The organism is Streptomyces sp. NPDC002520, from assembly GCF_053595235.1.
Genome location: NZ_JBSFXG010000038.1, coordinates 64,202 through 87,078, shown reverse-complemented (window position 1 = coordinate 87,078; position 22,877 = coordinate 64,202). Strand labels below are relative to the sequence as shown.

Annotated in this window: 19 protein-coding genes and 1 pseudogene; 6 read left to right on the top strand and 14 right to left on the bottom strand. The window is 68.5% G+C overall.

The annotated features are described in order from the left end of the window. Positions 1-921: hypothetical protein (locus tag ACWD5D_RS36280; protein ID WP_451377053.1), on the top strand; the 921-nt coding region annotated here is incomplete at its 5' end. 46 nt (positions 922-967) lie between these two features. Here ACWD5D_RS36280 and ACWD5D_RS36275 read toward each other — a convergent pair. The 13 genes and pseudogenes from ACWD5D_RS36275 to ACWD5D_RS36215 all read right to left on the bottom strand — a co-directional run. Then, positions 968-1,195, bottom strand: a pseudogene (locus tag ACWD5D_RS36275) (transposase family protein); the annotation flags it as partial. Between the two features lie 343 nt (positions 1,196-1,538). Continuing rightward, positions 1,539-2,036, bottom strand: a complete 498-nt coding sequence (locus ACWD5D_RS36270) for a hypothetical protein (RefSeq protein WP_451377052.1) — start codon at positions 2,034-2,036, stop codon at positions 1,539-1,541. 26 nt (positions 2,037-2,062) lie between these two features. After that, complete coding sequence (locus tag ACWD5D_RS36265) at positions 2,063-2,836, bottom strand: hypothetical protein (protein ID WP_451377051.1); 774 nt, start codon at positions 2,834-2,836, stop codon at positions 2,063-2,065. A gap of 97 nt (positions 2,837-2,933) precedes the next feature. Beyond that, complete coding sequence (locus ACWD5D_RS36260; RefSeq protein WP_451377050.1) at positions 2,934-4,079, bottom strand: hypothetical protein; 1,146 nt, start codon at positions 4,077-4,079, stop codon at positions 2,934-2,936. A 142-nt stretch (positions 4,080-4,221) separates the two neighbouring features. After that, entirely contained in the window at positions 4,222-4,920 is a 699-nt protein-coding gene (locus ACWD5D_RS36255; RefSeq protein WP_451377049.1) for a hypothetical protein, read from the bottom strand. A 27-nt stretch (positions 4,921-4,947) separates the two neighbouring features. After that, a complete protein-coding gene (locus ACWD5D_RS36250; protein ID WP_451377048.1) occupies positions 4,948-5,445 on the bottom strand; it encodes a hypothetical protein in 498 nt (165 codons plus the stop codon). Beyond that, positions 5,442-7,013, bottom strand: coding sequence for an ATP-binding protein (locus tag ACWD5D_RS36245; RefSeq protein WP_451377047.1), 1,572 nt, complete (start codon positions 7,011-7,013; stop codon positions 5,442-5,444). Before ACWD5D_RS36245 ends, ACWD5D_RS36250 begins: the two co-directional genes overlap by 4 nt. Positions 7,014-7,040: 27 nt before the next feature. Further along, a complete protein-coding gene (locus tag ACWD5D_RS36240; RefSeq protein ID WP_451377046.1) occupies positions 7,041-7,493 on the bottom strand; it encodes a DUF6238 family protein in 453 nt (150 codons plus the stop codon). 34 nt (positions 7,494-7,527) lie between these two features. Next, complete coding sequence (locus ACWD5D_RS36235) at positions 7,528-9,000, bottom strand: SCO6880 family protein (protein ID WP_451377045.1); 1,473 nt, start codon at positions 8,998-9,000, stop codon at positions 7,528-7,530. 143 nt (positions 9,001-9,143) lie between these two features. Then, positions 9,144-10,538, bottom strand: a complete 1,395-nt coding sequence (locus ACWD5D_RS36230; RefSeq protein ID WP_451377044.1) for an SCO6881 family protein — start codon at positions 10,536-10,538, stop codon at positions 9,144-9,146. Between the two features lie 27 nt (positions 10,539-10,565). After that, on the bottom strand, positions 10,566-11,255 hold the full coding sequence (locus ACWD5D_RS36225; protein WP_451377043.1) for a hypothetical protein: 690 nt from the start codon (positions 11,253-11,255) through the stop codon (positions 10,566-10,568). Continuing rightward, positions 11,255-11,563, bottom strand: coding sequence for a DUF6112 family protein (locus ACWD5D_RS36220; protein WP_037655321.1), 309 nt, complete (start codon positions 11,561-11,563; stop codon positions 11,255-11,257). Before ACWD5D_RS36220 ends, ACWD5D_RS36225 begins: the two co-directional genes overlap by 1 nt. A gap of 98 nt (positions 11,564-11,661) precedes the next feature. Further along, positions 11,662-12,807 (bottom strand): C40 family peptidase, encoded by a 1,146-nt coding sequence (locus ACWD5D_RS36215; RefSeq protein WP_451377042.1) that lies wholly within the window; start codon positions 12,805-12,807, stop codon positions 11,662-11,664. Between the two features lie 580 nt (positions 12,808-13,387). Between ACWD5D_RS36215 and ACWD5D_RS36210 the strand changes: the two genes are divergently transcribed. Then, complete coding sequence (locus tag ACWD5D_RS36210) at positions 13,388-14,134, top strand: DNA-methyltransferase (protein ID WP_451377041.1); 747 nt, start codon at positions 13,388-13,390, stop codon at positions 14,132-14,134. A 96-nt stretch (positions 14,135-14,230) separates the two neighbouring features. Here the strand turns inward: ACWD5D_RS36210 and ACWD5D_RS36205 are convergent, their stop codons facing one another. Further along, positions 14,231-15,175 carry a DUF5655 domain-containing protein gene (locus ACWD5D_RS36205; RefSeq protein WP_451377040.1) on the bottom strand — a complete coding sequence of 315 codons (945 nt, stop codon included), beginning with the start codon at positions 15,173-15,175 and terminating at the stop codon, positions 14,231-14,233. Positions 15,176-15,316: 141 nt separating this feature from the next. Between ACWD5D_RS36205 and ACWD5D_RS36200 the strand changes: the two genes are divergently transcribed. Genes ACWD5D_RS36200 through ACWD5D_RS36185 form a run of 4 tightly spaced genes read left to right on the top strand, consistent with a single transcriptional unit; the run spans position 15,317 to position 22,874 of the window. Beyond that, the gene (locus ACWD5D_RS36200; RefSeq protein ID WP_451377039.1) at positions 15,317-17,020 is read left to right on the top strand and encodes an ATP-binding protein; all 1,704 of its coding nucleotides are present in this window, start codon (positions 15,317-15,319) and stop codon (positions 17,018-17,020) included. 49 nt (positions 17,021-17,069) lie between these two features. Then, positions 17,070-19,859, top strand: a complete 2,790-nt coding sequence (locus tag ACWD5D_RS36195) for a Z1 domain-containing protein (RefSeq protein WP_451377038.1) — start codon at positions 17,070-17,072, stop codon at positions 19,857-19,859. Continuing rightward, positions 19,856-20,863: a PD-(D/E)XK motif protein gene (locus ACWD5D_RS36190; RefSeq protein ID WP_451377037.1), complete on the top strand. Its 1,008-nt coding sequence runs from the start codon at positions 19,856-19,858 to the stop codon at positions 20,861-20,863. The genes ACWD5D_RS36195 and ACWD5D_RS36190 overlap by 4 nt, the downstream gene beginning before the upstream one ends. Beyond that, on the top strand, positions 20,856-22,874 hold the full coding sequence (locus ACWD5D_RS36185) for an AIPR family protein (protein WP_451377036.1): 2,019 nt from the start codon (positions 20,856-20,858) through the stop codon (positions 22,872-22,874). Before ACWD5D_RS36190 ends, ACWD5D_RS36185 begins: the two co-directional genes overlap by 8 nt. Positions 22,875-22,877 lie beyond the last annotated feature (3 nt).

Genomic DNA, 22,877 nt, shown 5'->3' with positions numbered 1-22,877 from the left:
ACAGATCGCGAGCTGCCCTATAACGCGAGTCAGCGCCCCACGCTTTCGATGCTCGATGCTCGGCGAGGCGGCACTGCAGTCCTCACGCAAGCACCTAATGCAGATGTGAAAAACATAGGTGCCGTAACGCCGGAGGACAGTAGAGTTGGTAACTCGTGGATTGTTTCACCGATCTTCCCAATGGTCCGTTCTGAACCTCTAGATTCGTTTTTGTGCTCGAAGCGCGAGGAGCAAGCCGTAAAACTGCTCGAGTTGGAATCAAAGCTGGAGGATATCGCAAAAACATCTCCGGACCCTCGCGAAAGTGAGGCTTATATGTGGGTGGCGACCACCTGTTACACGCGTGATCCCGAGGGAATGGAGCGGGAGCTGCTCTGGAGATTGCCACAGTTTGAGCACGCGAGCGATGGAAGGAGGCTCGTCACCATCGGATTCATGGGCGCAATTGGGCACCGCTCACTGGGAGCCTATCGCGCCCTTGTGTCGGCGGTCACATCGCCTCGCTCTCTTTATGAGCTTGAAGAAGCTCTTCTGGTTTCCCGGACGCACGCAACGGCTTTTCGTGGCGAGGCGGCCGGACTGCTTGGAGAGGCTGTGCTGTTTAGCCTCCACTCGGGTAATATCCTCCCGGGGACGGGGCGTTCGCACTTTTGCAAAGTAATTCTGCATGTCTACTTCTCGCGGTCGCTTTACGCGAAGATTGGGCCCGGGGTGCCCATCCCAAAGGAATTAATTTCGATCGTTAGGAATCATAGGCCGCGCAAGGAAGCGCTGTCTTTCCTGGAGGATGTCGGAAAGTACAGTAAAGGCGAACTTGATATGGACCAGATGCGCCGCTCGATCCTGGAGCTGAGGGCGTCGAAGTGGTACAGAGAATTTCGAATGGAAGTCAGGTATGCCGTTGGTGGTAGACCTGTTTAGCGCAAAGAGCTGAAGCTCCTTCCAGCGGCTAACACAATGTGCTTCTTCAGCGTTGCCACTCCAGGGTGAGGATGGCCTTGGCGATTGCCGTCATGCGGTTGGGGCTGCACCGGGATCTGCGGAAGATCTGCCAGGACTTCAGACGGGCGACGCCGCGTTCGACGGGTGCCCGCGCCGCGGCCAGGGCACGGTTTGGTTGCGCAGTTGCGTGCTTTGGAGCCGCATGTGGCTGAAGCCCAGCGTCAGGAGTACGCCCAAGCCGTGGCGGTTCTTGATGACAGTGGGCAAGACTCCGCGCAGCGTGCGACCGCTTGGCAGAGAATCAAGATTGCGCTCATGCAAACTGGCGCGAGTGTGGCCAGTGCGGAGTTGCTCCACCTCGGGGACCAGGTCGTCCAGGCAATCACCGGGTAACGCCAATGCCGCCTGCTCCTCGGAGAAGCCGTGCCCGGTACGGCAGGACGATGGTGTCCTTGGGCCGTCAACTCCGGCGACTAGGTCGTGAGGTAGGGGGCCAAGCCAGGTTCGCCGCGGTGGGGTCGGCAAGCGGACCAGTCATGTCCGCATCACTGGCAGGGTGAGCGATCCGGTGCCCCGCCGAAGCGGGGCATCGGACGTCAGAAGTGGGGGTTTTCAGTGGGCCGGTCCGCCCCGGTGGCCGCCTCGAGCAGCTCGGTCAGGTCGCCGGGCTCCGAGGAGCGTTGATCAATCCACCAGCCGGCGCGGGTGATCGTACGAGCCGCCTGCTCGATCTCCTCCCACTCCGCCTCGCTGGTCCCGCCTTCGAGGACCAGAGTGGTGTACGCGGCAGCCAGCACCTGGTGGCGGCAGCGCACGCCCCAGGCGACGGCGCGCTCGCGGCCTTCGAGGGGCGGCATTCGGTACTGCTGCGACCAGGTGTCGGACTCGGCCTGCTCTTCGGCGCGCTTGGCCTCCAGCCAGGCGGCCTTGTCCTGCTCGTCGCCATCCCTCGCGGCCCGCCAGCAATCGGTGCACTCCTGCTTGGCGAGCCACTCGGCGAACCCCGCGCGACGGTCGGCCGCCCGGGAGGACAGGTCTCGCTCAGCCTGGTGTCCACAGGAATGGGTGATCCGCCAAAGGGTCTTCACGGCCATGGGAACTGCTCCTTACAGGAGTTGGGTCAGCGGTTGCGGGAGAACGCGATGCGCGGGTCCACCGGGCGGGCCGCCGGGCCAGAGGCGGCGGGCGCGGCAACCGGCGCCTGACCCGGCAGGCCGGCGCGGGTGGGACTGGCGGCGAGCGCGATGGCGCTCATCGGGAGCTTGTGAGTGGTGAAGCCCTGACTGCGCTGATGGCGTGCTGCCGTCGTAGGCGCGGGTGAGCGGCGCGCTGCTACGTCCCGGGCGAGGAGGGGCTGCACGGCCACCTGGAGGTCGGCCCGCTGCATCGCCAGCGTGGCAGTGGCGACCTTGCCGAGCGCCTCGCTGCGGCCGGTGGTGATGGGCAGCGTGTAGATGTCCAGGCTCGGGTTGTGCCGCCAGCCGTGCTCTTCCAGGATGAGCGGGCCGCCGAGAGCGGAGGAACTGTCGGCGGTGGCGGCGACCACGCCGAGCTGCGGATGCTCGGCGAACGCGACGTCCGGCTCGAAGCGCGGGGGCCGGTCGCGGGCGGGCGCTGGTCCGGAGGCCGGCGAGGGGTCGAACGCGGCGTCCACGTCGACCCGGTAGCCGGCCTTGCGCAGCAACGCGACGGCCCGGGTGGCACGGCCCTGCCCATCATGCTGCTGGTTGGCCAGCGCGTACAGGTTGGGGTGGTCGGGGACGGGGTGGAAGTCGAGCCCCTTCAACACCCAGGCGCTTGCCGCCAGTTGCTTGGGGTTGGAAGCGACGATGCCGAAGTCGGGGTGGCGCCCGACCGCGATGTCGGGAAGCGGGTCGTGCTCGGGGGCGGGCATGGCGGGTCCATCCGGTGAGTGCAGGGGACGAGGGGCGGTCGAGGGCGGGGGCGGTTCTGCTGGTGCGGGACATGGCGGGCTCCAAGCTGGGCAGCGGTCAGCGACCGGGTGCGGACGAAGGGCGGGCGGGAGGCAGGGAGGAAGGTGCGGCTGAAGCTGACGGCAGCGCGGGTGGGGTCGTGCGCCGTGCGGTCGGCGAGACCGCGAGAGCGGCGGCGACTCGGGACACCGCTGGTTCCTCCGGTGCGCTCCGCTCCGCCCGGCTCTGGGCCCTGTTGGGGTGGTCGGTATGCCGGTCGGCCAGTTCGCCACGCATGGACCGAATGTCCAACGCGTAGGAGTCGAGCTTCTTGGCGATGTAACGCAGCCGGTTCGCGTAGTGGGGATCGGCGGGTTCGCCCAGGCCCTCCCACCACTCGGCCGTCGTGTCGAGGGACTCCACGAGACGCTGGAGAACGCCGTCAGCGGGAGCGGTCAGCTCGCTCAGTGCGGCGACGACCTCGCCCGTGTGCGCCGCCGACCGGATGGACTGGGTCAGGTGACCGAGCCGGTCGCCGAGGTTGAGCCCCTGATCGCCAGGGGGCGGCAGGCTGGGGTCGAGGAGGCCGGGATCGCACGAGACGTCGAAACCCTCGGCCTGAAGCATGTCGACGGCCCGGGTCACCATCTGTCGCTGCTCGGCCAGGTGGGTCATGGCGAAGGGCAGCCGGTGGAAGCGCTCGCGAAACAGCACGACGGGGACGAAGCCCGCACGGTGGAGCACCGCGTCGGCGCCGCTCTCGTGGGCAGGTCGCCGCGGTTCCGGTCGGGGCGGTAGGCCGAGCTGATCCAGGCGGGTGTCGATGGCGGCGAGCAGGCGGGGGATGCTGCCGCCATGTCGGGCGTGGGGGCCGTCGGGCTCCGAGTCGTAGATCACTTCGTGGAGCGTGGAGTCGTCGGGATGCCCGCGCGTCACCAACCAACTCTCCGGATACCCGGGCGGATGGTCGGTGGGCGGTTCCTGGGGCGGAGAGATGATCAGGGCGCTGCCGTCGGGAAGTTCGGCGTGGACGATGTGGTCGCTGAGGCCGTACTCGACGGTGCAGGACAGTCCGCGTTGCCGAAGCGGCGCGGTCAGGTGGCTGTACGGGTGGTCATACTCCGACGTGCCAACGGAGGCTGCCAGGTCGAAGGGTTCGCTGGTGCGCGCCGTGACGCGTGTGCCCTCGCGCTGGAGGGTGACCAGGGTCTGATCGGGGCGCATGTGGGCTTCTCCGTGGTCGGCCGTCCCCAGCGGTCGACGACGGGGGGAAGCCGCAGCCGGGTGGGGACTGTAGGGTGGTGGCGTTCGTCGAGGATCCGGCGATCGGACGGTTTGGCCTCGCCGGAGGTCGGTGCTAGAGGCGTCAGCGCGAGCGGCGCACGGCCGGGGGGTCGGGCACCGCCGAGGCGGGCGGCGAAGCGGCAGAGGCACCGTGCTGGCCGTGGGTGGATCGGGCCAAGGCCGCTTGGACCCGCTCGGTGTGCGCGGACTGGCCGACGCCGATCCGGTCGGTCAGGTGATCGGCAGCCCTGGCCAACGCCGCTCCGCTGTAGCTGAGTTCGTCGGCGTAGTGCCAGCCTTCGGAGTTGCGGATCTCGCGGGCTCGTTCCTCGTAGAGCTCCCGCGACCCGGGCATGGACCCCTCCATGAGCGCGATGACCTGATCCCACTCGCGGCGGATCTCGCCTGCTCGCTCCAGTACGGAGTCGATGCCCCGCAGGCGCAGCAGGTCGGTGCTGATCGGGCCGTCGAGGTAGTCGGCCGGTTGCGTGGCGGCCCGGACAGTGGCGAGGACTTCGGGGCCGTGGGCCAGGAAGGTCTCGACGTGCTCCCAGGCGGCGGCGTCCCGGGCCACCTTGCCGTCGGCGTACCCGGTTTCATCGACGGGCCAGCCGTCCTCGTCGCAGTACGAGTCGGAGACCGCGTCCCACTGGTCCGAAGCCTGCCTGATGCCGTCGGCGGCGTAAGCCAGGGCCTGGACACGCGCCCGCCATGCCGCCCGCTCGTCGGCATCTTGCGGCCGGCGGTCAGGGGTGGCGGAGGAGTCGGGAGAAGTAGGCATGGCGTTACTCGTTTCTGTACGGGTGCCTCACCGCGAACGCGGCAGCGAGCGCGTGACGGATGGCGGGACCGGAGCCGGAGCGTCGCTCTGCTGGCCGGGGGAAGTTCCCCGGGCCGACGCCGCTGGCGAGAAGCGGACCCCTGCTGCCGCTTGGTGCGACCGAAAGCGGATCTCGTGGTCGACGTTCTCCGCGACGAGATGCAACTCCTCCCCGAGGTCGGTCAGCCGGGAGGCGATGACTTCCAGCTCGGACGCGCTGCTTCGGGCACCGTGGGTGCGACACCACTCGGAGGCGGTTTCGAGCATCTGATGCAGGCGGGCCACCGCGCCGAACTCCTCGGTGACGACCTCGCGGAACAGGTCGGTGAACTCCTCGGTCCGGGCTGCGGCGAGGCGGTCGTACCCGTCAGTTGCCGGTATGCCGCTGTCCGGACTCGCAGCCGGGCCGGTCGTTGGGCGGCGCTGGGGCGGGGTGGCGTCCTCGACCGCACCGAACAGGGAACCCGTGACCCCACGGAGGCTCACTGCCGCGCCTCCTTGCGCAGCCTGGAAATTGAGGAAGCATCAGTTGCGGTGAACTCGGTGCTTTTGGTATGCATCCGGGCGTCCGTGTCGAACAGTTCGCGCTCGGCCGGATGCAGGATGTGCTGCGTGATGAAGCTCCGACCAGCGACTTTCCACAGGCCCCGGCCCTTGGTCAGGGCGGACACGGCCTGCGTTTCGATACCGGTCAGGCCGAGCAGCGACGCGGCGGCGGCGAGCTGGTCGGGCTCTTGGCGGTAGATGATGCGGGTGCTGCAGTCGGCGAGCAGGCCCTCGGCCAGTACCCGGCCGCGTGAGCCGGCGTCGCCCGCGCTCAGCAGATCACTGAGGCGGTGGATGACCATCAGGTTGGCGATGCCGAGCCCTCGGCTGAGCTTCCACTGGCTCTGCATGCGCTCCAGCAGGCCGACGTGCCTCATAACGCGCCATGCCTCGTCGTAGATCACCCAGCGTCGGCCGCCGTCCGGGTCGGCGAGCGCGGACTCCATCCAGGCGCTCGCGCAGGTCATCGCGAGGACCAGTGCTGTGTCGTCGCCCGAGCCGCCCAGACGGGAGAGGTCGATGGACAGCATCGGGGTGGTCGGGTCGAAGGCCACGGTCGAGGGCGCGTCGAACATGCCGCTCAAGTCGCCGTGGACCAGACGGCGCAGGGCATGCGCGAGGTCCTGCGCTGCGGCCCCCATACGCCCGGCCTGGTTGCCGAGGGCCCGGTCGAGGAGCTCGGGCGAGCCGAGCGTGTGCGCGATCTCGCCGAGCAGGGGCACGGTGCCGCCTGCCTCGGCTTCGGTGACGACCAGGTCCAGCGCGAGATCGAGGGCCGTGTGCTCCATCGGCTGGAGATCGCGCTTCAGCACGGTGCGCGCGAGGCCGGCCAGGAGCAAGAGACGGCGCTTGCGGACCTCGGTCGACCAGTCGTCCTCGCTCACCGAGACGGGCCGGGCCGGAGCATCCAGGGGGTTCAGCCTGCCCGGGAGCCCCGGCCCCAGCGCGATGCTGTAGCCGCCGAGAGCCTGCGCGACGGCCGTCCACTCGCCCTTGGGGTCGCAGGGCACGTAGACCCGGTAACCGTGGGCGATTGCCCGGGTGGCGATGGACTTGGCCAGCGCGGACTTGCCCATGCCGATGATCCCGGCCAGGACCGCGTTGGGGTTGGTGAAGCCCTCGATCCGGCCGCTGCTGTACAGCGAGAACGGGTCGTAGCAGAACGCGGCCTCCGCGTGGACGTCGCGGCCGATGAAGATGCCCTCCGCGCCCAGGCCGCCTTCGGCGAGGAAGGGGTAGGCGCCGGACACGGTGGCGGTGGTCATCCGGTGGGCGGGCAGGCTGAGCTTGCCGCCGCGTGCTGAGGAGGAGCCGGGGCGACCGGACGGCGGATAGGTGGGCCGCAGCTCCGGGTCGAGGGTCTCCTCGTCGTGGCGCCTGGGCGGGGCTTCGGCGAGGCGGGCCTGGCGCCGGGCTTCGGCGAAACCGGCGCGTGCGGCGCGCTGCTCGGCCCGCGATGCCCTGCGGGGGACGAACAGGTGGGAGGCGCTGGCGCGAGTACGGGGCATGAACGGTTCTCCAGACGGAATGCGGGGTCAGTGGCGGACGAGGCCGGTGAACGGGGCGTGGAGGTCAGCGGGGGTGGTGCGGCGTCGGACCAGGTGTGCGGTGCGCTGGTGGCGCTGGCAGATGGTCAGCTCCGGTGCGCCTTCTGGCAGGCCGGCCTGGCACGCTTCGCGGTCGGGGACCTCGCCGGAACGGGGTTGGGGGGCCGCGTGGTAGGCGGCGTGGACGTGGTCGGCGGCCTGCCAGATCCGGGTGCGGGCGGCGTTGAGCTGGTCTCCCTCGATCGGCACGAGCTGGCCTGTGCGGGTGGCGTGGGCATCGAGCAGGCCGTGCAGCGAGACGAGGTGGGCGTGCAGGGCGTCCAGCTCGGCGCGGGTGGTGACGAGGGGACCGCCTGGCACGTTGAGCGCGCGGTGGAAGTCGAGCGCGGCGGTGGCGAAGGGCACGAAGTCCTGCGCGGTCGGGCTGGCGGTGCGGGACATGGGGGTGCTCTTTCGGAAGGGAGGAGGGCCGGCATCAGGCGGCGAGGGCGAGCGGCATGGCGGCGGCGGTGAACGCTTCGGCCTGTTGCCAGGTGAGCGGCCTGAGGTCGAGCTGGGCGCCGACCGCCGCGGTCTCCACGACCGCGCAGGCGGAACGAAGCTCCTCCTCGGAGTCGGCCGAGACGGTCAGCAGGCCGGTCAGGGCGACGTCCGCGTGGCCCGCGATGAGCTGGCGCTCCCGGGACTTGATGTCCTGGTACTCGATGGAGTCCGCTTCGGAGTCGACCTGGCCGCGCCGCGCCCGCTCGGCGGCGTCCGCGATCACGCTGGCCTTCTTGCGCTGGACATCGCGCAGGGCGGCGTCCAGTCCCTTCGGCTCGTACGACAGCGAGAGGGTCCGCCGCACCCCGGCGGTGAACAGCAGCTGGTGTAGGAAGCCCGCCGACGTCTCGGTGCGGGGCCAGTTCTCCACCCAGTACGTCGAGTGGACGGCGGAGTCGGTCGCGATGTGGTCCGACTTCTCGACGACCACGACGGGGCCGGCGGCGGCGGGGTCGGCCTCGGGGCGCCCGGAGGAGGACCAACGGTCCAGTGGGGCAAGTGCCTTGGGGTCGTACGCCGTTCGTACGACTGCCGCGATCTCGTGGGCGGTGAGCCAGCCGGTGGGGTTGAGCCCGGCGGTGCGCGCGGCCTGGTCGAAGGTCGAGGTCAACTGCGCCAGGACGCTGAAGGATCCGGTCAGACCTCCTCCGGCCTGGTTGATCAGGCGCCTGGCGGCCTTGGCGTCCAGCGAGATGGCGACGTACGCCTCGTGTGGAGCCGCGGCCGGGCCGGCGCTCTGGATCAGCTCGCTGTAGACCTGGCCAGCCACCGGGGCATCGGGTTGGCCGTGCTCTTCCCAGTACCGGCGAAGGGCGTCGCCCGAGTCCGGCACGGTGCGCTCGATCACCTGGATCCGGGCGACCTGACCGGTGCGGGCCAGTGCGGCCAGCGCACGGCCCCAGCCGTTGACGTTGGCGTTCTGGGTGCCCGGGTCGAGCAGCGCGTAGGCGCGGGAGGACACCATGACGACGGCGGTCAGCGTGCCGGTGTGGGGGTTGTGGACGGCGCCGTACCGGCGGTCGGGTGCGGTGACCACGCGCAGGCTGGCGGCGGTCCCGGGCAGGTGGAGGAGTCCTTCGCGGACCGGGCGGCGGGATGGCCGGCACAGCCAGATCAGCTGGCCCCGCATCCGGCGGAGCGCGTACCGGGTGACGATCGGAGCCCAGTCGGCCAGGGCCCGGCCTCGGTAGCGTACGAAGACGAGCAGGGCGATGCCGGCCCACAGCGGGATGAGTTCGAGAGCACCGACCACGCCACGGGCGAGGATCACGGCGAGCAGGAGCAGGCCGGTGAGGCTCACGACGATCAACTGCGGGGCGGTCAGGCCGAGCAGGATGCCGCGCCTGCTGCGGTGTGGGAACTTCACTGTGGCCGTGGTGACTTCGGCCTGGGGGTTGTCAGACAAGGCGGTTCCAGACAGTGGGAGCGGGCGGGAAAAGACGGATGGCGTGGCGCTTTTCTGGAGGTCATGGCAGGACTCCGACTCGGGTGGTCAGGGATAGGGGGGCGGGCTGGAGGGACGCAGCCCGCCCCCTGGGTGGTTGTGGGTCAGGACCCGGACGGCGGCTGGTTGGGGTAGACCCAGCTCGTTGGAGTCGGGGAGCCGGTCGCCGAAGGACCGGTCGAGGGCGGCGGCGGTGCGGTGGGGCCAGCGGGCGGAGCGGTACCTGCGCGGGTCAGGCTGCTGCCGGGAATCGACGCGCCAGCGGGCTCGGCGGCGGGATGAGCGTTCCCCTCCGAGCCTCCTGCTTGGGTGTCGGCAGGCCGTGTGATCAGCGCGGGGATGCCGGGGCGCTGGATCAGGGCGCGGCCCTTGTCGCCGGAGGCGTTCGGGTTCTCGCCGTACCGGAAGCGGGTCTGCGGCTTCGGAGGCCCGGCGTCGATGCCCTCCTTGCTCAGGTTGCCGCCGGTGGGGTTGATGCCGGAGGCGACACCGTCGCTGCCCGCGCCGGGGACCTTGCTCGGCCCCTGCGGAGCGGGAGTGCCGGTGCCGACCTGCATCGCGAGGCTGCCCGCGGTCTTCGCGGCGCCTGCGGCGACCGCCATGCCGGCGACGCCGGTACGGTGCAGGTCGTCGTGTCCGCCGCCGTCACTCGCCCAGTGGACGAACTTGTAGGTGGCGTACGGGCAGAGCAGGACCAGGATCATCACGACGATGCCGGCCATCGCGTCGGACAGGGCGGCCATTCCGTCCTTGGCGTCGGACTTGCCCATGGCCGAGACGCCGATCAGGAAGACCACGGTCATCAGCAGTTTCGACACGACGAGGGTGGCGGTGGCTTCGATCCAGCCCCTCCGCCAGCGTTTGGCGACCTCCCAGCCGCCGCCGGATCCGGCGAAGACCGCGAGGGCGACCATGATCAGGACGCCGACCTTGCGGGCGACCATTACGCCCCAGTACATGAAGGCGCCGATCGCACAGCCGAGGGCGACCAGGGCTGGGACGCCCCACCCGAGGCCGTACATCGCCCCCAACTCGTTGACCTTGACGACACGTCGGATCGCGTCGTCCACGGAGCTGTTGGCTGCTTGGAACAGTCCGTCGGACAGGGCGTCGACCACCGTGATGGCCACGGAGGTGAAGGCGACGGCGCAGAAGGAGAAGAGGACGCCGGTCATCGTGCCGATCGCTGCTTGAGCGAGGGCGCGTTCGTCCCGTCGCCAGGCCGCGAGCATCAACTGGATGCAGAACGTGCCGACGGTCAGGGCGAGGCCGATGGGCAACAGCAGCTCGTAGTTGTCCCGGAACCAACCGGCGTTGAGATCGATGGCGGTGGTCTCGTTGACGGCCTTGGCGGCGAGATCGGCCGCGCTGGCGGCCAGCTCACCAGCTGACTTCGCGATCCACGCCCCGATGCCGTCGGTGACGGTCCCGGCGGGGTTGGTGGCGAAGTCGACGGCGCCGCAGACCTTGTCCATCAGCGGAAAGTCGCAGACTCCCATGGTGATACCTCCTTTCTGGGGCGGGGGTCAGGGCGCGACGGCCGACAGGACACCGGCCAAGGCGCAGGGACGGGAGGGGCGGCACTGGACTGCGAGGGTGGTGACGCGGTTCTCGGTGCCGCCGTGCGGCGAGCCGTTCCAGGCGATCGACTGGTTGCCGGAGACCGTCACGGCGTAGACGTACGCGGTGGTGATCGCCCCGGGGTCCGCCTGGAGGGCCTGGGTGAACGAGTCGGGGAAGTGCGCCTCGTTCACCTTGGCGGTGGCCAACTGGCCGTTGGCGGCCATCTCCTTCCACAGCAAGCGCGAGGGGACGAGCGTGTCAACCGAGGCGGTATCGGCGTACTTCGTCTCGCTGGTCAGCCACCCGTGCAGGGCGGCCAGCAGCTCGTGCTGGGAGTAGGCGCGGGTGTCGTAGGACCACAGCGCCGCGGCTGCCGCCTTACCGAAGGTGATCGGGTCGTGCGTGGACGGGGGAACGGGCAGGTCCCCGCGGCCGTTGTGCGGAGGTGACGAAGCAGAAGCAGGAGCGGTCGGGGAGGCCGGGGTAGCCGAACTCGCATGCGCCGTAGGAACCTTGGATGCGGTCATGCCGTCGCGGGTGAGGTGGGCGGCTAGGCCGGCGAGGGCGACGAGCACCACCAGGACAGCGGTGCCGAGCAGCGCCCGGCGGCGCACGCGAGACGCGCCGCCGGGATTTGTGGAACGGGGAGACATCAGTGGACCTGGCTCCCCAGCGTGCTGAAGAACGCCACCACACCGTTCGCGGCACCCAGCAGGAGGGCCGCGCCGGCGCTGACCAACACGCCCTTCTTGCCGTTCGCCTCGGCCTGGTGGCCGCCGGAGTGGTGGCCCCAGGCCCACACGCCCGCGCTGACGGCGAGAGCGCCGACCACGACGATGATCCCGAAGAGGTTGATCGAGCCCATCACCTGCTTGAGGACCGCCAGGCCCGGCAGCCCGCCCCCGTTCGGCTTGATCCCGGGGTCGTAGGCGAGCTGGACGACTTTGTCAGCGAGAAACATGGTTGTGAACTCCAGTTCGATTAAACGCAGGTCAAAGCCCGATGGGCGAAGCCGGCGCAGGAAGGGGGAGCAGGAAGAGGGCGGGAGAGAAGCACCGGTCAGACGATTCGACGGGCCGCGAGAATCTGCGGCTTCCAGGACGCGAGGGTCGCGAGGCGGACCACGTCGCCGGTGTGCGGGGCGTTCACGATCAACCCTTGGCCGATGGCCATCCCGACGTGTTCTGGGACTTCGGCAGTCCCCTCGGTGAAGACGAGGTCACCGGGTTGGAGAGCGTCGACCGATACCGGCTTGCCTTCCTTGACCTGCGTGTACGTCGTCCGCGAGAGGGCGACCCCGGCGGCCTTGTACGACTGCTGCATCAGGGAGGAGCAGTCGCAGCGGCCCATGGGGTCGCTCCCGTGGGAGTCCGTGCAGCTCCCGCCCCACTGGTACGGAGTGCCGAGTTGGCCGAGCGCCCAGTGGATCGCCGTCTGGACCTTGGGTGGAGCGTCAGCCGGAATCTTGTATCCGGCCGGCACCGCGCCGGGCGGGATGGTTCCGAAGTCGGTGCCGTCCCCATCGGCGGTGCAACTGCCCGCGGCACTCGGCGGAGCGCTGGCCGTGCTGTCCGAGCCGGATGGCGAGGGGCTCGGCGATGCGCCGCCGGCCTTCGACAACAGCGGCTCGATCGCCTGCTGCAAGGCGGTGGCCAGAGGCTCCCACTTCCCGTAAGCCTCGGGGAAGCCGGACTTCTGCACCGCCTGGGCGGCCTGGGTGACGGACAGGGACTGCCAGCCCGAGACCTTCTCCAGTGCCTCGTAGAACATCGTCGAGGCGTGCACCGGGTCGAGGATCTCGTTCGCGGTGCCCCATCCCTGGGACGGTCGTTGCTGGAACAGGCCCAGTGAATCGCGGTCGCCGTAGGTCAAGTTCCGCAAGCCGCTCTCCTGCAGGGCGGTCGCCAGGGCCACGATCTGGCCCCGGGCCGGGATGTTCATCGCGACGCCGGTGGCCTGGATGGCCTTGGCGTTGGGGACCTGCTCCGCCGGGTCCTCCAGACCCGGCACGGAGACCGTGCCCTTGCCGCCACCGTCCAGGATCGCCTTGACCTGAGCGGCAACGGCCGAGGTATCCACAGCCCGTGGACCGCCGGTCGAGCAGGAGGCTGCAGCGGTTCCGGCCCCGACTGCGAGGATCGGAACGGCCAGCAGAAGCGGACCGGAGGCGAAGAGACCGACGACCGCTCCGGTGGTCTTCTTCATCGGTGTTGCCGTTCGCCGGGGCGGACAGCCCGGCCAGGCAACTGTGCTGGATCAGGACGTGGGCGTACCAGGGCGTGCTGCATCGCAGCGGCTCCTCGCGGTTCGTAGGAGGCGCGGTGCCGACTTCTCGTGCAAAGCCGTCGGCACCGCGCCGATGTGAATCCGCCTCTCAGGGCGGGCCCGGGTCAGGGGAGTTGGTAGCTCCCGGGCACCGGGTTCAGGCCACGCGCGGCAGTCAGCCGCGCTCGTAATCTCAGGTGGTGCACCGGGTCTCCTCACGGGCTTCGGGAACGGGGGATCAACGCGCCTTCCGGCCCATGTCCTTGGACACGGCAACACGGATCGGCACAGGTCAGCGCTGGTGGAGCTGGGCTCCGCCTCGGCGACGTGGCGAGACAGTAGACCGGGATTCCGGCCGCACCAAACGACCCCCGGACCCGGGCCCGAGGCACTGCACAGGCTCGTTAGGTGCGGCCGGAAATCGCGTCTAACCTCCGGCGCAACCCCACTCCGGACGGCCGCTGTTGACCGCCGTCCGGAGCTAGCCGAGTCCCGTCGCGTCCTGAAAGAGGCCCCGCGCATGAACTACACGCTGCACCGAGGCGACGCCCTCACCGTGCTGAAGACCCTCCCGGACGAGAGCGTCAACGCCGTCATCACCGATCCTCCGTACAACTCCGGCGGACGCACCAGCTCGGACCGCACCGGCCGCACCGCCCGCGCCAAGTACGTCACGGCCGGATCGGCCCACGACCTGCAGAACTTCCCCGGCGAGAACCGCGACCAGCGGAGCTATCGAAGCTGGCTGACCGCACTGCTCACCGAGGCGTACCGGGCCGCGACCGAGCACTCCGTCGCCATGGTCTTCTCCGACTGGCGCCAGGAGCCGACGACGTCCGACGCCCTGCAGATGGCGGGCTGGACCTGGAGCGGCACGATCCCCTGGATCAAGCCCGCCAGCCGGCCCCGCAAGGGAGGGTTCAAGCAGTCGGCCGAGTTCATCGTCTGGGGCGTCAAGGGCAGCCTCGAAAAGGACCGGGACCTCTACCTGCCCGGCCACTTCATCGCCTCCCAGCCCCGCAAGGACCGGGTCCACATCACCCAGAAGCCGGTCGAGATCATGCAGCAGCTCGTGCAGATCTGCCCCGAAGGCGGCACCGTCCTGGATCCCTTCACCGGCAGCGGTTCCACAGGCGTCGCCGCCTTGCGTGAGGGCCGGCAGTTCCTGGGGGTCGAGCTGTCCTCGCACTACGCCGATGTCGCTGAGTCGAGGCTCCGAGCGGAGCTGACCCAGGACGGCTTCGTCCTGGCAGGACCGGAGGCATGAGTATGAGAGCGACCGGACCGGGGCCGACGGACCGCAGACGGACAAGGGCGGCTGGTGCATCGAGAAACAGATGCACCAGCCGCCCTTCCTCTTGCGTCAGGCCGCCTCGAACGCCCGCCGGATCAGCGGTCCAGCCTTCTCCAGATCGGCTGCCGAGGCGATACGCACCTCCAGGTCGCCGGTCCCGAGGTGGCCGATACCCCGCATGTCGCGCGAGAAGCCTTCCTCCAACTCGACCGTGTCCGGGTCGACCTTGAGGTAGACCAGGATCGCCTCGTGCTTCGGACGGAAGATGACGGAGGCGACGTTGACCATCCGGCGGTAGGCGATGTAGTGCCGAAGCTGAGCCACCTCGACCTCGCCCCAGGCGGTGAGGGCCTCGTCCAGCTCGACGTACAGGTCCTGCAGACAGCCAGGAACCGCACCCGCGGCGGCAGTTGCCTGAGCGGATGTCTTTCCTCCTCCGCCAGCGGCACCAGCCGTGACCTCTCGCTCGCGGCTCCGGCGACGATCCGAGACCGGTCTCGTGGATCCGGGCGTGGACTCGATCAGCAGCAGGCTCAGCAGCCCACCCTCGAAGACGCGGTAGCGCACCAGGTCGACCCGCTCGCGCAGACGGTGCACCGCGACTCGGTCGTGGTGCGAGAAGCCAGCGGCGATGCAGACCATCCGAGGGTTCCGCCAGTCGATTGACTCGGCGGCCTCGGAGCCCAGCTTCTCCTTGACCAGTGCCTCGAACTCGTGGCGCGCGGAGTCCAACCACGACAGGTAGGAGACCGCCTGCGACAGGACACCGCTGTCAGCGCCTTTCTTGTACTCGATCAGCGCAGGTGTGCCGTTCTCGTCCAGGCCGAGCGAGTCGATCCGGCCCCGGTGCCAAGGCCCCGTCGGGTATTCCGACGCCAGGAAGCGGATACCGAGCATGGCCTCCATGCCTGCCTCCACCCGCCGCTGCAGCTCCACCTCCAGCGTCACCGTGGAGCCGCGCAGTTCGACGTCCCGGCCGTCGGCGTTCAGCCGGAACAGCTTCAGGTCGGTCACCAACGTCCCCCTCCCGCGATCACTACAGGAGGAGCAATCGAAACCGGCCTGTGGGTATTCCAGTGCACACGTGTGCGTGACGCCTCGTCGGGGACGAGAGCGGGATCTTCGTGTTCTCCACCCAGGAACCGAGCGACGCACGTGTTGTTCCTCGCGAAGCTGGCAGACAGCCCTCCACAGAGATCCCCTACGTCAGACGAGCCCCGTTCGGTAGGATGCTCCGAACGGGGGATTTCGGCTGTCGTGGGACGAGTAGCGGCACACTCACCGCGCGAGGCCCGAGAAGTCCTGCCGCAAGCCGCTCCCCGGAGCACACAGGCGAACCGACCGCACAGGACTGACCGGGTACACCGGGTACGGAGCGTGAAGATGGACTTCGACGTCGCCGCTCCCGACCCTGCTGGCATGGTGGCGTCGCTCAGTTCGCTCGGTTACTCGCTCCCCGCCGCCGTCGCGGACCTTGTGGACAACAGTGTCTCGGCCGAGGCCCGGAACATCGACGTCGACTTCACGTGGGACGGACAGAGTTCCTGGATCGCTGTGACGGACGACGGCAGGGGGATGACAGAGCCCGAGCTTGTGACCGCCATGACGGTGGCGGCCCGCGGTCCGTCAGCCGAGCGGAGCGCCACTGATCTCGGCCGTTTCGGTGTGGGGCTGAAGTCCGCCTCGTTCTCCCAGTGCCGCAAGCTCACCGTCGCCACCGTGAGGGACGGAGTCTGGCACGTCCGGACGTGGGACCTCGGCGTCGTGGAGCACTACAAGGAGTGGCGTCTCCTCCGTGACCCGGGCGACACGACCACCGCTCTCCTGCGTCGGATCGCGGGAAGCATGCAGCACGGGACCATCGTCCTGTGGGAACAGCTCTCCGGTTACCACAACACCGCTGTGGCCAGCGACGACGAAAAGACGCAGGCCCAGTTCTATGCGGAGGCCGAGCGTACCGAAGCCCACCTCGCGATGGTCTTCGCCCGTTTCCTGCAGCGTCCGGCCCGGTGCCGGATACGGGTGCGTGGCTCCGACCTCTCCCCTTGGGATCCGTTTCTGTCCAAGCACCCGTCGGTCCAGCGGATTCCATGGGAGCCTCTGCCGCTGGGATCGGAGTCGGTGCGCGTGGAGCCCTTCGTCCTCCCGACGGCACAGCGGCTCTCGGAAGCCGAATACGAGTCGGCTGCCGGACAGAAGGGATGGCTGGGGCAGCAGGGGTTCTACGTTTACCGCCGTGACCGCCTGATCCTCGCCGGTGACTGGCTGGGGATCCGCGGGCTGCGGCGCGAGGAGAAGTACAACCTCGCGCGGATCGCTGTGGACATCCCTGCGGAGGCCGACACTGACTGGGGCGTGGACGTGCGCAAGGCGAGCGTCGTTCCGCCCGTCTCATTGCGGCGTCACCTGGAGAGGATCGCCAGGTACACGCGCGAGGCGGCCTCCCGCTCCGCACGGCAGCGTGGTCAAGTGGTTTCCCGGGCGCACGGTGACCCCCTGAAGTTCGCCTGGAACGTGAAGCGCCACGCCGGCCGGATCGTTCTGCGCATCAACCGAAAACACCCCTTGGTGAAAGCAGCGATGGACGACCAGGGCGGCAACCCGGACGTCGTCCGCTCGATGATCCGCCTCCTTGAGGAAACGGTCCCGGTCACGGCGCTCCGCATGCTCCACGAGACCGACACGGTCGACGACCCCGAACCCTTCGGCGGTCCGGGGCCGGCCGCTCCGGAGACCGTCGACATCGCCCGCCAGGTGTACGAAGCGCTCCTTGGGCAGGGCCGCTCCCCTGAGGATGCCCGGGGAGTACTCAGCTCAATGCCCCCGTTCGAAGAGCAACAAGGTTTCTGGAACTCCTGACCCACCTGGTAGTCCCCACTCCCAACCGACCCGGCCGCAGGAGGTCGCTGTGAGCACCACCCCCGAAGACAATCTCGAAAAGGCCGAGCAGACCGCGGTGCTGCTCCTGCCCGGTGACCGCCAGGCAACGCCGGCCGAGGTGGACTTCGCCGTGAACACAGCGGTCAGCATCCTCGCTGCCCAGGGGATCACGGTGGAGCGGGACCAGGTGCGGAAGGTGCTCGAAGCCCGGGCCACCGTGTTCCAGGCCGATTCCTCCGCGATGAAGGACGACGAGGGGCACGTGCCCTGGCTTGCCGACGCGAAGGCCGACCGGAAGTGGGACTTCTGGGACCGCTACCGGCGCTACCTCCTGACCGTCTCCAAGCTTCCGACGCAGGTCGTGCGCCGACTCGACCAGAGCACCGACGACGTCCTCGGTGAGCTGGAAGACCCTCAGCGGGAAGGCATCTGGCGCCGGACCGGGCTCGTGATCGGACAGGTCCAGTCCGGCAAGACGGGGCAGTTCATCGGACTCGCCGCGAAGGCAGCCGACGCCGGCTACCGGCTCATCGTGGTGTTCGCCGGGATCCACAACGACCTGCGCAGCCAGACCCAGCTCCGTATCGACGAAGGGCTCCTCGGGTTCGACACCCAGTACCAGTTCCGCTCGGACGACGACGCGCACCGTCATATCGGTGTTGGCGCGATGTCGCACGGCAAGCGCCTGAAGGCCGCGTCGCTCACCACCAGCCACGAGAAGGGGGACTTCGCCCGCAAGACGGCGGTCTCCGCGAACGTGCCCGTGGGTAGTGTCCCGGTGGTCCTGGTGGTCAAGAAGAACCGACGGATCATCGACAACCTGCGGGACTGGGTGATCGACAACCACGGCGTGGAGGACCCGGAGACCGGCCGGATGGTCGTTCCCGACCTCCCCCTGTTCGTGATCGACGACGAAGCCGACAACGCCGGGGTGAACACCTCCAAGGACCCCGACACCAACCCGTCGGCGATCAACAAGGCCATCAGGCGGTTGGTCAACAGCTTCACGAAGGCGTCCTACGTCGGCTACACCGCGACCCCCTTCGCGAACATCTACATCAGCCCCGACACGGACCACGACGAGCTGGGCCCCGACCTTTTCCCGGAGAGTTTCATCCGCACCCTGCGGGCGCCTTCGAACTACCTTGGTCCGGAGCGTCTCTTCGGTCTGCAGACCGACGGCGACGAGGAGGACATCGAGCCGCTGCCTCTCATAAGGCACATCAAGGACACGGACCTCTGGGTGCCGGACAAGCACAAGTCCTACCACCAGGTTCCGGACTTCCTACCCGAGTCGCTGCAGCGAGCCATTCGGTCCTTCGTCCTGACCTGCGCGGTACGTCGAGCGCGGGGGCAGGTCGCCGTGCACAACTCCATGCTGGTGCACGTGACCCGCTTCACAGCCGTACAGCAGCAGGTCCGCGAGCAGATCGACGCCCACGTGCGCCTGCTCTTCGACGTTCTCCAGGACAGGTTCAGCAGTGCCCGCGAAGAACTCGAGGAAGAGCTGCGGGAGCTCTGGGACGAGGACTTCGTCCCCTGCACCGAGGACATGACCGGGGGCAGGCTCGACTGGGAGGACGTCGAACCCCATCTCCACGCCGCCCTTGCGAAGATCACCGTTATGGCCGTCAACGGTGCCGCGAAGGATGCCCTCCAGTACTACGAGCGCCGGGAGACCGGCCTGTCGGTCATCGCCGTGGGCGGCGAGAAACTCTCCCGCGGTCTGACCCTCGAAGGGCTGTCGGTCAGCTACTACCTGCGTGCCTCCAAAACGTACGACACCCTGCTGCAGATGGGCCGCTGGTTCGGCTACCGTCCCCACTACGAGGACCTGTGCCGGCTGTACACGACACGTACACTGCAGCGCCAGTACGCGGAGATCACCGCGGCCACCGACGAACTCCGGCGCGACGTCGAGGAGATGTCCGCGGTGGGGCTGACCCCCCGCGAGTACGGTCTCAAGGTCAGGACCTCGTCGCTCGGTCTCGGCATCACGGCCTCCAACAAGATGAGGCAGGGCACGCGTGTCCGCCTCAGCTACTCCGGTGAGCTTCCCGAGACGACCATCTTCGACCTCTCTGAGAAGGTGGTTCGCAAGAACTACGACCTCCTCGAGTCGTTTGCCGCGCGCCTCGATGCACTCTCAGCCGGGAACGTGGACGAGCGGAGCGGGAGCATCACCTGGAGTGGGGTCGCGGCCTCGGACGTCACCGAGGGTTTCCTCGACTCCTATCTCACCGACCGGCAGGCCCAGCGGGTGCGGCCGGCCTTCATCGCAGAGTACGTGCGCCAGTGCGCCAGGCAGGGTGAGCTCGGCAACTGGACGATCCGCCTCGCCAGCCGACTGCCCGAGGGCGAGCCGGCTGAGATCGCGGGCCATTCCATCGGCCTCATCACACGCAGCCACTCCAAGTCCTCGGACGTGGTTCCCGGCCGCTACACGATCAAGCGCGTCCTCAGCCCTGCCGACGAGCTCTGCGACCTGACCGAGGAACAGTACGACCGGGCCCTGAAGGCCACGAAGGACGCCGCGAAGGGGAAGCTCAACAGGAAGGGCGAACCGCTGGACCCCGACACCCCCCGAGGTCGGCCTCTGCGTCACCAGCGTCGCTCTGACCAGCCGTTGCTTCTGCTGTACCCCCTCAGCCCTGCCGAGGTGGCCAAGTCGTCGGGGAACCCCGAGCCGGTTGCTCCGCTGGTCGGGTTCGCCATCAGCTTCCCGTTCTCCCGCCACCAGTTGAAGACCGAGTACGTGGTGAACGACATCTGGTTCAAGCAGGACATGGAGTTCGACGACTTCGAGGACGAAGAGTGATCGACGAGAGTGTGTGGCAGGAGCGGGAGGCCCACCAGCAGACCCCGGGCAGGTCCACCCGGCGGCTCCACCCCGACTCCCCGCACGACATCCAGGTGTCGGTGACGCACCCTGCTCTCCGGCGGATGCTGTTGCTCGGCACCGACGCCAGGACCGCCGACACCGTACGTCAGGAGATCCACGAACTGCCGGCCACCCGAGGCCTGCAGCTGAACCTGTCGTCGGTGTCCGGCAACCACTACGAGCTTCAGGTGATGCTCACCGACGACGAACTCACCGAGGTCTTCACCCCGCTTGTCACCGACATTGCTGAGGTGGTGCGGGACGCACCGACAACCGAGACGGCGGCGGAGGCCGCGGTTCGCCGCTACGTCCGGTGGCAGCAGCTGCTGCGCTCCGTGTCGCGCGACGGCCTGTCCCGACAGGCTCGGTGCGGTCTCTTCGGCGAACTCCACTTCCTTCTTGAATACGTACTTCCGGCTGTGGACCAGCACACGGCCGTCAGCTCTTGGACCGGCCCTCGGCAGACGAACCAGGACTTCCAGCTGCCCGGTGCCGCGGTCGAGGTGAAGGCGACCACGGCGCGCTCACCCCGGACGGTCCAGATCGCGAGTGAGCGTCAGCTGGACACGGCCGACTCGACGCCTCTCGCACTGGCTCACGTGGTCCTCGACGACCGGCAAAGTGGGCTCGGCAGGAGTCTGAACGCCTTGGTGGACGAGATACGGGCCCGTCTGACCTCGCCGTCCGCCGCCCAGCGCTTCGAGAGTCTGCTGGTCCAAGCCGGCTATCTGCCGAATCAGCGGGACCTATACGACCACGACCGTTACACCCTGCGTCGCAGCGAGTTCTGGATGGTCGGGGAGGGTTTCCCCCGCATCGTCGAGGCCGAGCTGCCGCCTGGGGTGGGCAACTGCACCTACACCATCGACGTGTCGGCACTGACCGCCCACAGCGTGGCCGCCGAAAAACTCGTCGACCTGATCCGAGGAACCCATGGCTGAGCACGACCTCAACGACTACTCGCGCGCGCTGGTAACCGACATCCAGGCGCTGGCGGACGCCGAGGGCGGCTCGATCCCGAACACGTTCACCCAGCACGTACTCGAGATCCTCGAGGAGGCCGGGGTCGTCACCGACGCAGCGCTCGCCTACCACTCCTCCCGGGGGCTGGAGATCTACGGCTACGGCCTGCCCGAGGACGGGTCCAGCCTCGATCTCTACACCACTGACTTCAACCTGACCCCGTTGAGCAGCAAGCTGACCAAGGCCGAGTCCGACAGGCTCTTCCGCAGGCTGTTCGCGTTCCTGGGCAAGCACGGGGCCATCCGCCCCAACCAGGAGGACAACACCGACGTGCACGACATGTGCGTCGGTGTGGAGAAGGCGCTGTCGGAAGTTCCGAAGATCCGCCTCTTCCTCCTCAGCAACAGGGTCAGCACGACGAGCGCCCCGGGGCCCGGGGAGTTCGAGGGGATCCCTGTCACGCACGAGCTCTGGGACCTTGCACGGCTCCACAGGCACGAGACTTCCGGGAGTATCGGCGAGCCCATCAAGGTGACCTTCGAGCGTCCGCTTCCCTGCCTGGCGGCGCACAGCGACGAGCCGAACTACTCGGTCGTCTTGGCCGTCATCCCCGGCCGACAGCTTGCCGAACTGTACAAGGAGCACCGGACCCGCCTGCTCGAACTCAACGTCCGGTCCTTCCTCCAGACCCGTGGTGGCGTGAACAAGGGCATCCGCGAAACCTTGCTGAAGGATCCGAGCCGCTTCCTCGCCTACAACAACGGCGTGACCGCCACTGCCTCGGACGTGGACTTCGAGACCGACGAGCACGGCAGTCCCGTCGCCATCAGGAGTATGACCGGCCTCCAGATCGTCAACGGCGGGCAGACCACCGCCTCGCTGCACCACGTCCTGACTCATGACAAGAGGGATCTGGCCGGGGTCCACGTGCAGATGAAACTCACGATCGTCGATCCCGCTTACTTGTCCGAGATCGTTCCGAGGATCTCCCAGTACTCCAACACCCAGAACAAGGTGACGTTGGTCGACTTCAGCTCGAACCACGAGTTCCACGTCGCCTTCGAGCGTGTCTCCCGCAGCCTGTGGGCTCCTGCGACCGACGGCAGCGGTCAGGAGACGCGATGGTTCTACGAGCGGGCGCGGGGTCAGTACACCGACAAGTCCGCCGAGCACGAGACCCGCGCCGCCCAGCGCAAGTTCAAGCTGATCACGCCGAGCCGGCAGAGATTCAGCAAGTCCGACCTGGCCACCTTCGTGCACTCCTGGGAGCAGCTCCCGTACTGGGTGAGTCGCGGCGCCCAGAAGAACTTCGCCCACTTCATGGAGCGGATCGAGAAGTCCGATCCCGTCGTGGACGTGCAGTACTGCAAGCGCGCCATAGCCACCGCACTCCTCTTCCAGGCTGCCGACCGGATCGCCCGTGCGCACTCGGCCGGCAGCCACAAACGACTGATCACGACCTACACGGTCGCCCGGCTCTCGCTCGCCGCCGAGAAGCGGATCGACCTCGACAGGATCTGGAACGAGCAGGGCACCACCGACGCCCTGGAGGACGCCCTCGACGAACTCTGTCCCTTGATCATGGAGACGGTGATCTCCGGCGACCGGCACGTGTCGGAGTGGGCGAAGAAGCCCGACTGCTGGGACGAGGTTTCCCGCATCCCGTGGACGCTTCCCGACGCGCTGGCCGCCGAGCTCACAGCCGAGCCGTTTGAGATCGCCTCCCCCGAGAGTACCGAGTCCGACGAGGCCGAAGCCGCCGTCGAGGACATCCCCAGCGAGGAGTGGCAGGCTCTGGCGGACTGGGCCCGCGAAGGCCGGGTTCTGCGCGCCGTGGACAGGCAGCTCGCCGACCGTGTCGCGCAGCGTCTGTCCCAGGGGCGGCGGGTCACCGGGACCCAGGCCAGGCAGGCGATGGAGGTCTACGAAGAGGCTCTGCGGCACGGGTTCCACCCCGAGCCCGTCGGTCTCGACCACGACACCGAGTGAGAG

What these genes read in the sequence shown, in the direction of transcription:
- ACWD5D_RS36215 (WP_451377042.1), bottom strand. Translation starts at nt 12,807, where the DNA reads ATGAAGAAGACCACCGGAGCGGTCGTCGGTCTCTTCGCCTCCGGTCCG.
- ACWD5D_RS36220 (WP_037655321.1), bottom strand. Translation starts at nt 11,563, where the DNA reads ATGTTTCTCGCTGACAAAGTCGTCCAGCTCGCCTACGACCCCGGGATC.
- ACWD5D_RS36245 (WP_451377047.1), bottom strand. Translation starts at nt 7,013, where the DNA reads ATGCCCCGTACTCGCGCCAGCGCCTCCCACCTGTTCGTCCCCCGCAGG.
- ACWD5D_RS36260 (WP_451377050.1), bottom strand. Translation starts at nt 4,079, where the DNA reads ATGCGCCCCGATCAGACCCTGGTCACCCTCCAGCGCGAGGGCACACGC.
- ACWD5D_RS36255 (WP_451377049.1), bottom strand. Translation starts at nt 4,920, where the DNA reads ATGCCTACTTCTCCCGACTCCTCCGCCACCCCTGACCGCCGGCCGCAA.
- ACWD5D_RS36270 (WP_451377052.1), bottom strand. Translation starts at nt 2,036, where the DNA reads ATGGCCGTGAAGACCCTTTGGCGGATCACCCATTCCTGTGGACACCAG.
- ACWD5D_RS36265 (WP_451377051.1), bottom strand. Translation starts at nt 2,836, where the DNA reads ATGCCCGCCCCCGAGCACGACCCGCTTCCCGACATCGCGGTCGGGCGC.
- ACWD5D_RS36210 (WP_451377041.1), top strand. Translation starts at nt 13,388, where the DNA reads ATGAACTACACGCTGCACCGAGGCGACGCCCTCACCGTGCTGAAGACC.
- ACWD5D_RS36185 (WP_451377036.1), top strand. Translation starts at nt 20,856, where the DNA reads ATGGCTGAGCACGACCTCAACGACTACTCGCGCGCGCTGGTAACCGAC.
- ACWD5D_RS36240 (WP_451377046.1), bottom strand. Translation starts at nt 7,493, where the DNA reads ATGTCCCGCACCGCCAGCCCGACCGCGCAGGACTTCGTGCCCTTCGCC.
- ACWD5D_RS36225 (WP_451377043.1), bottom strand. Translation starts at nt 11,255, where the DNA reads ATGTCTCCCCGTTCCACAAATCCCGGCGGCGCGTCTCGCGTGCGCCGC.
- ACWD5D_RS36230 (WP_451377044.1), bottom strand. Translation starts at nt 10,538, where the DNA reads ATGGGAGTCTGCGACTTTCCGCTGATGGACAAGGTCTGCGGCGCCGTC.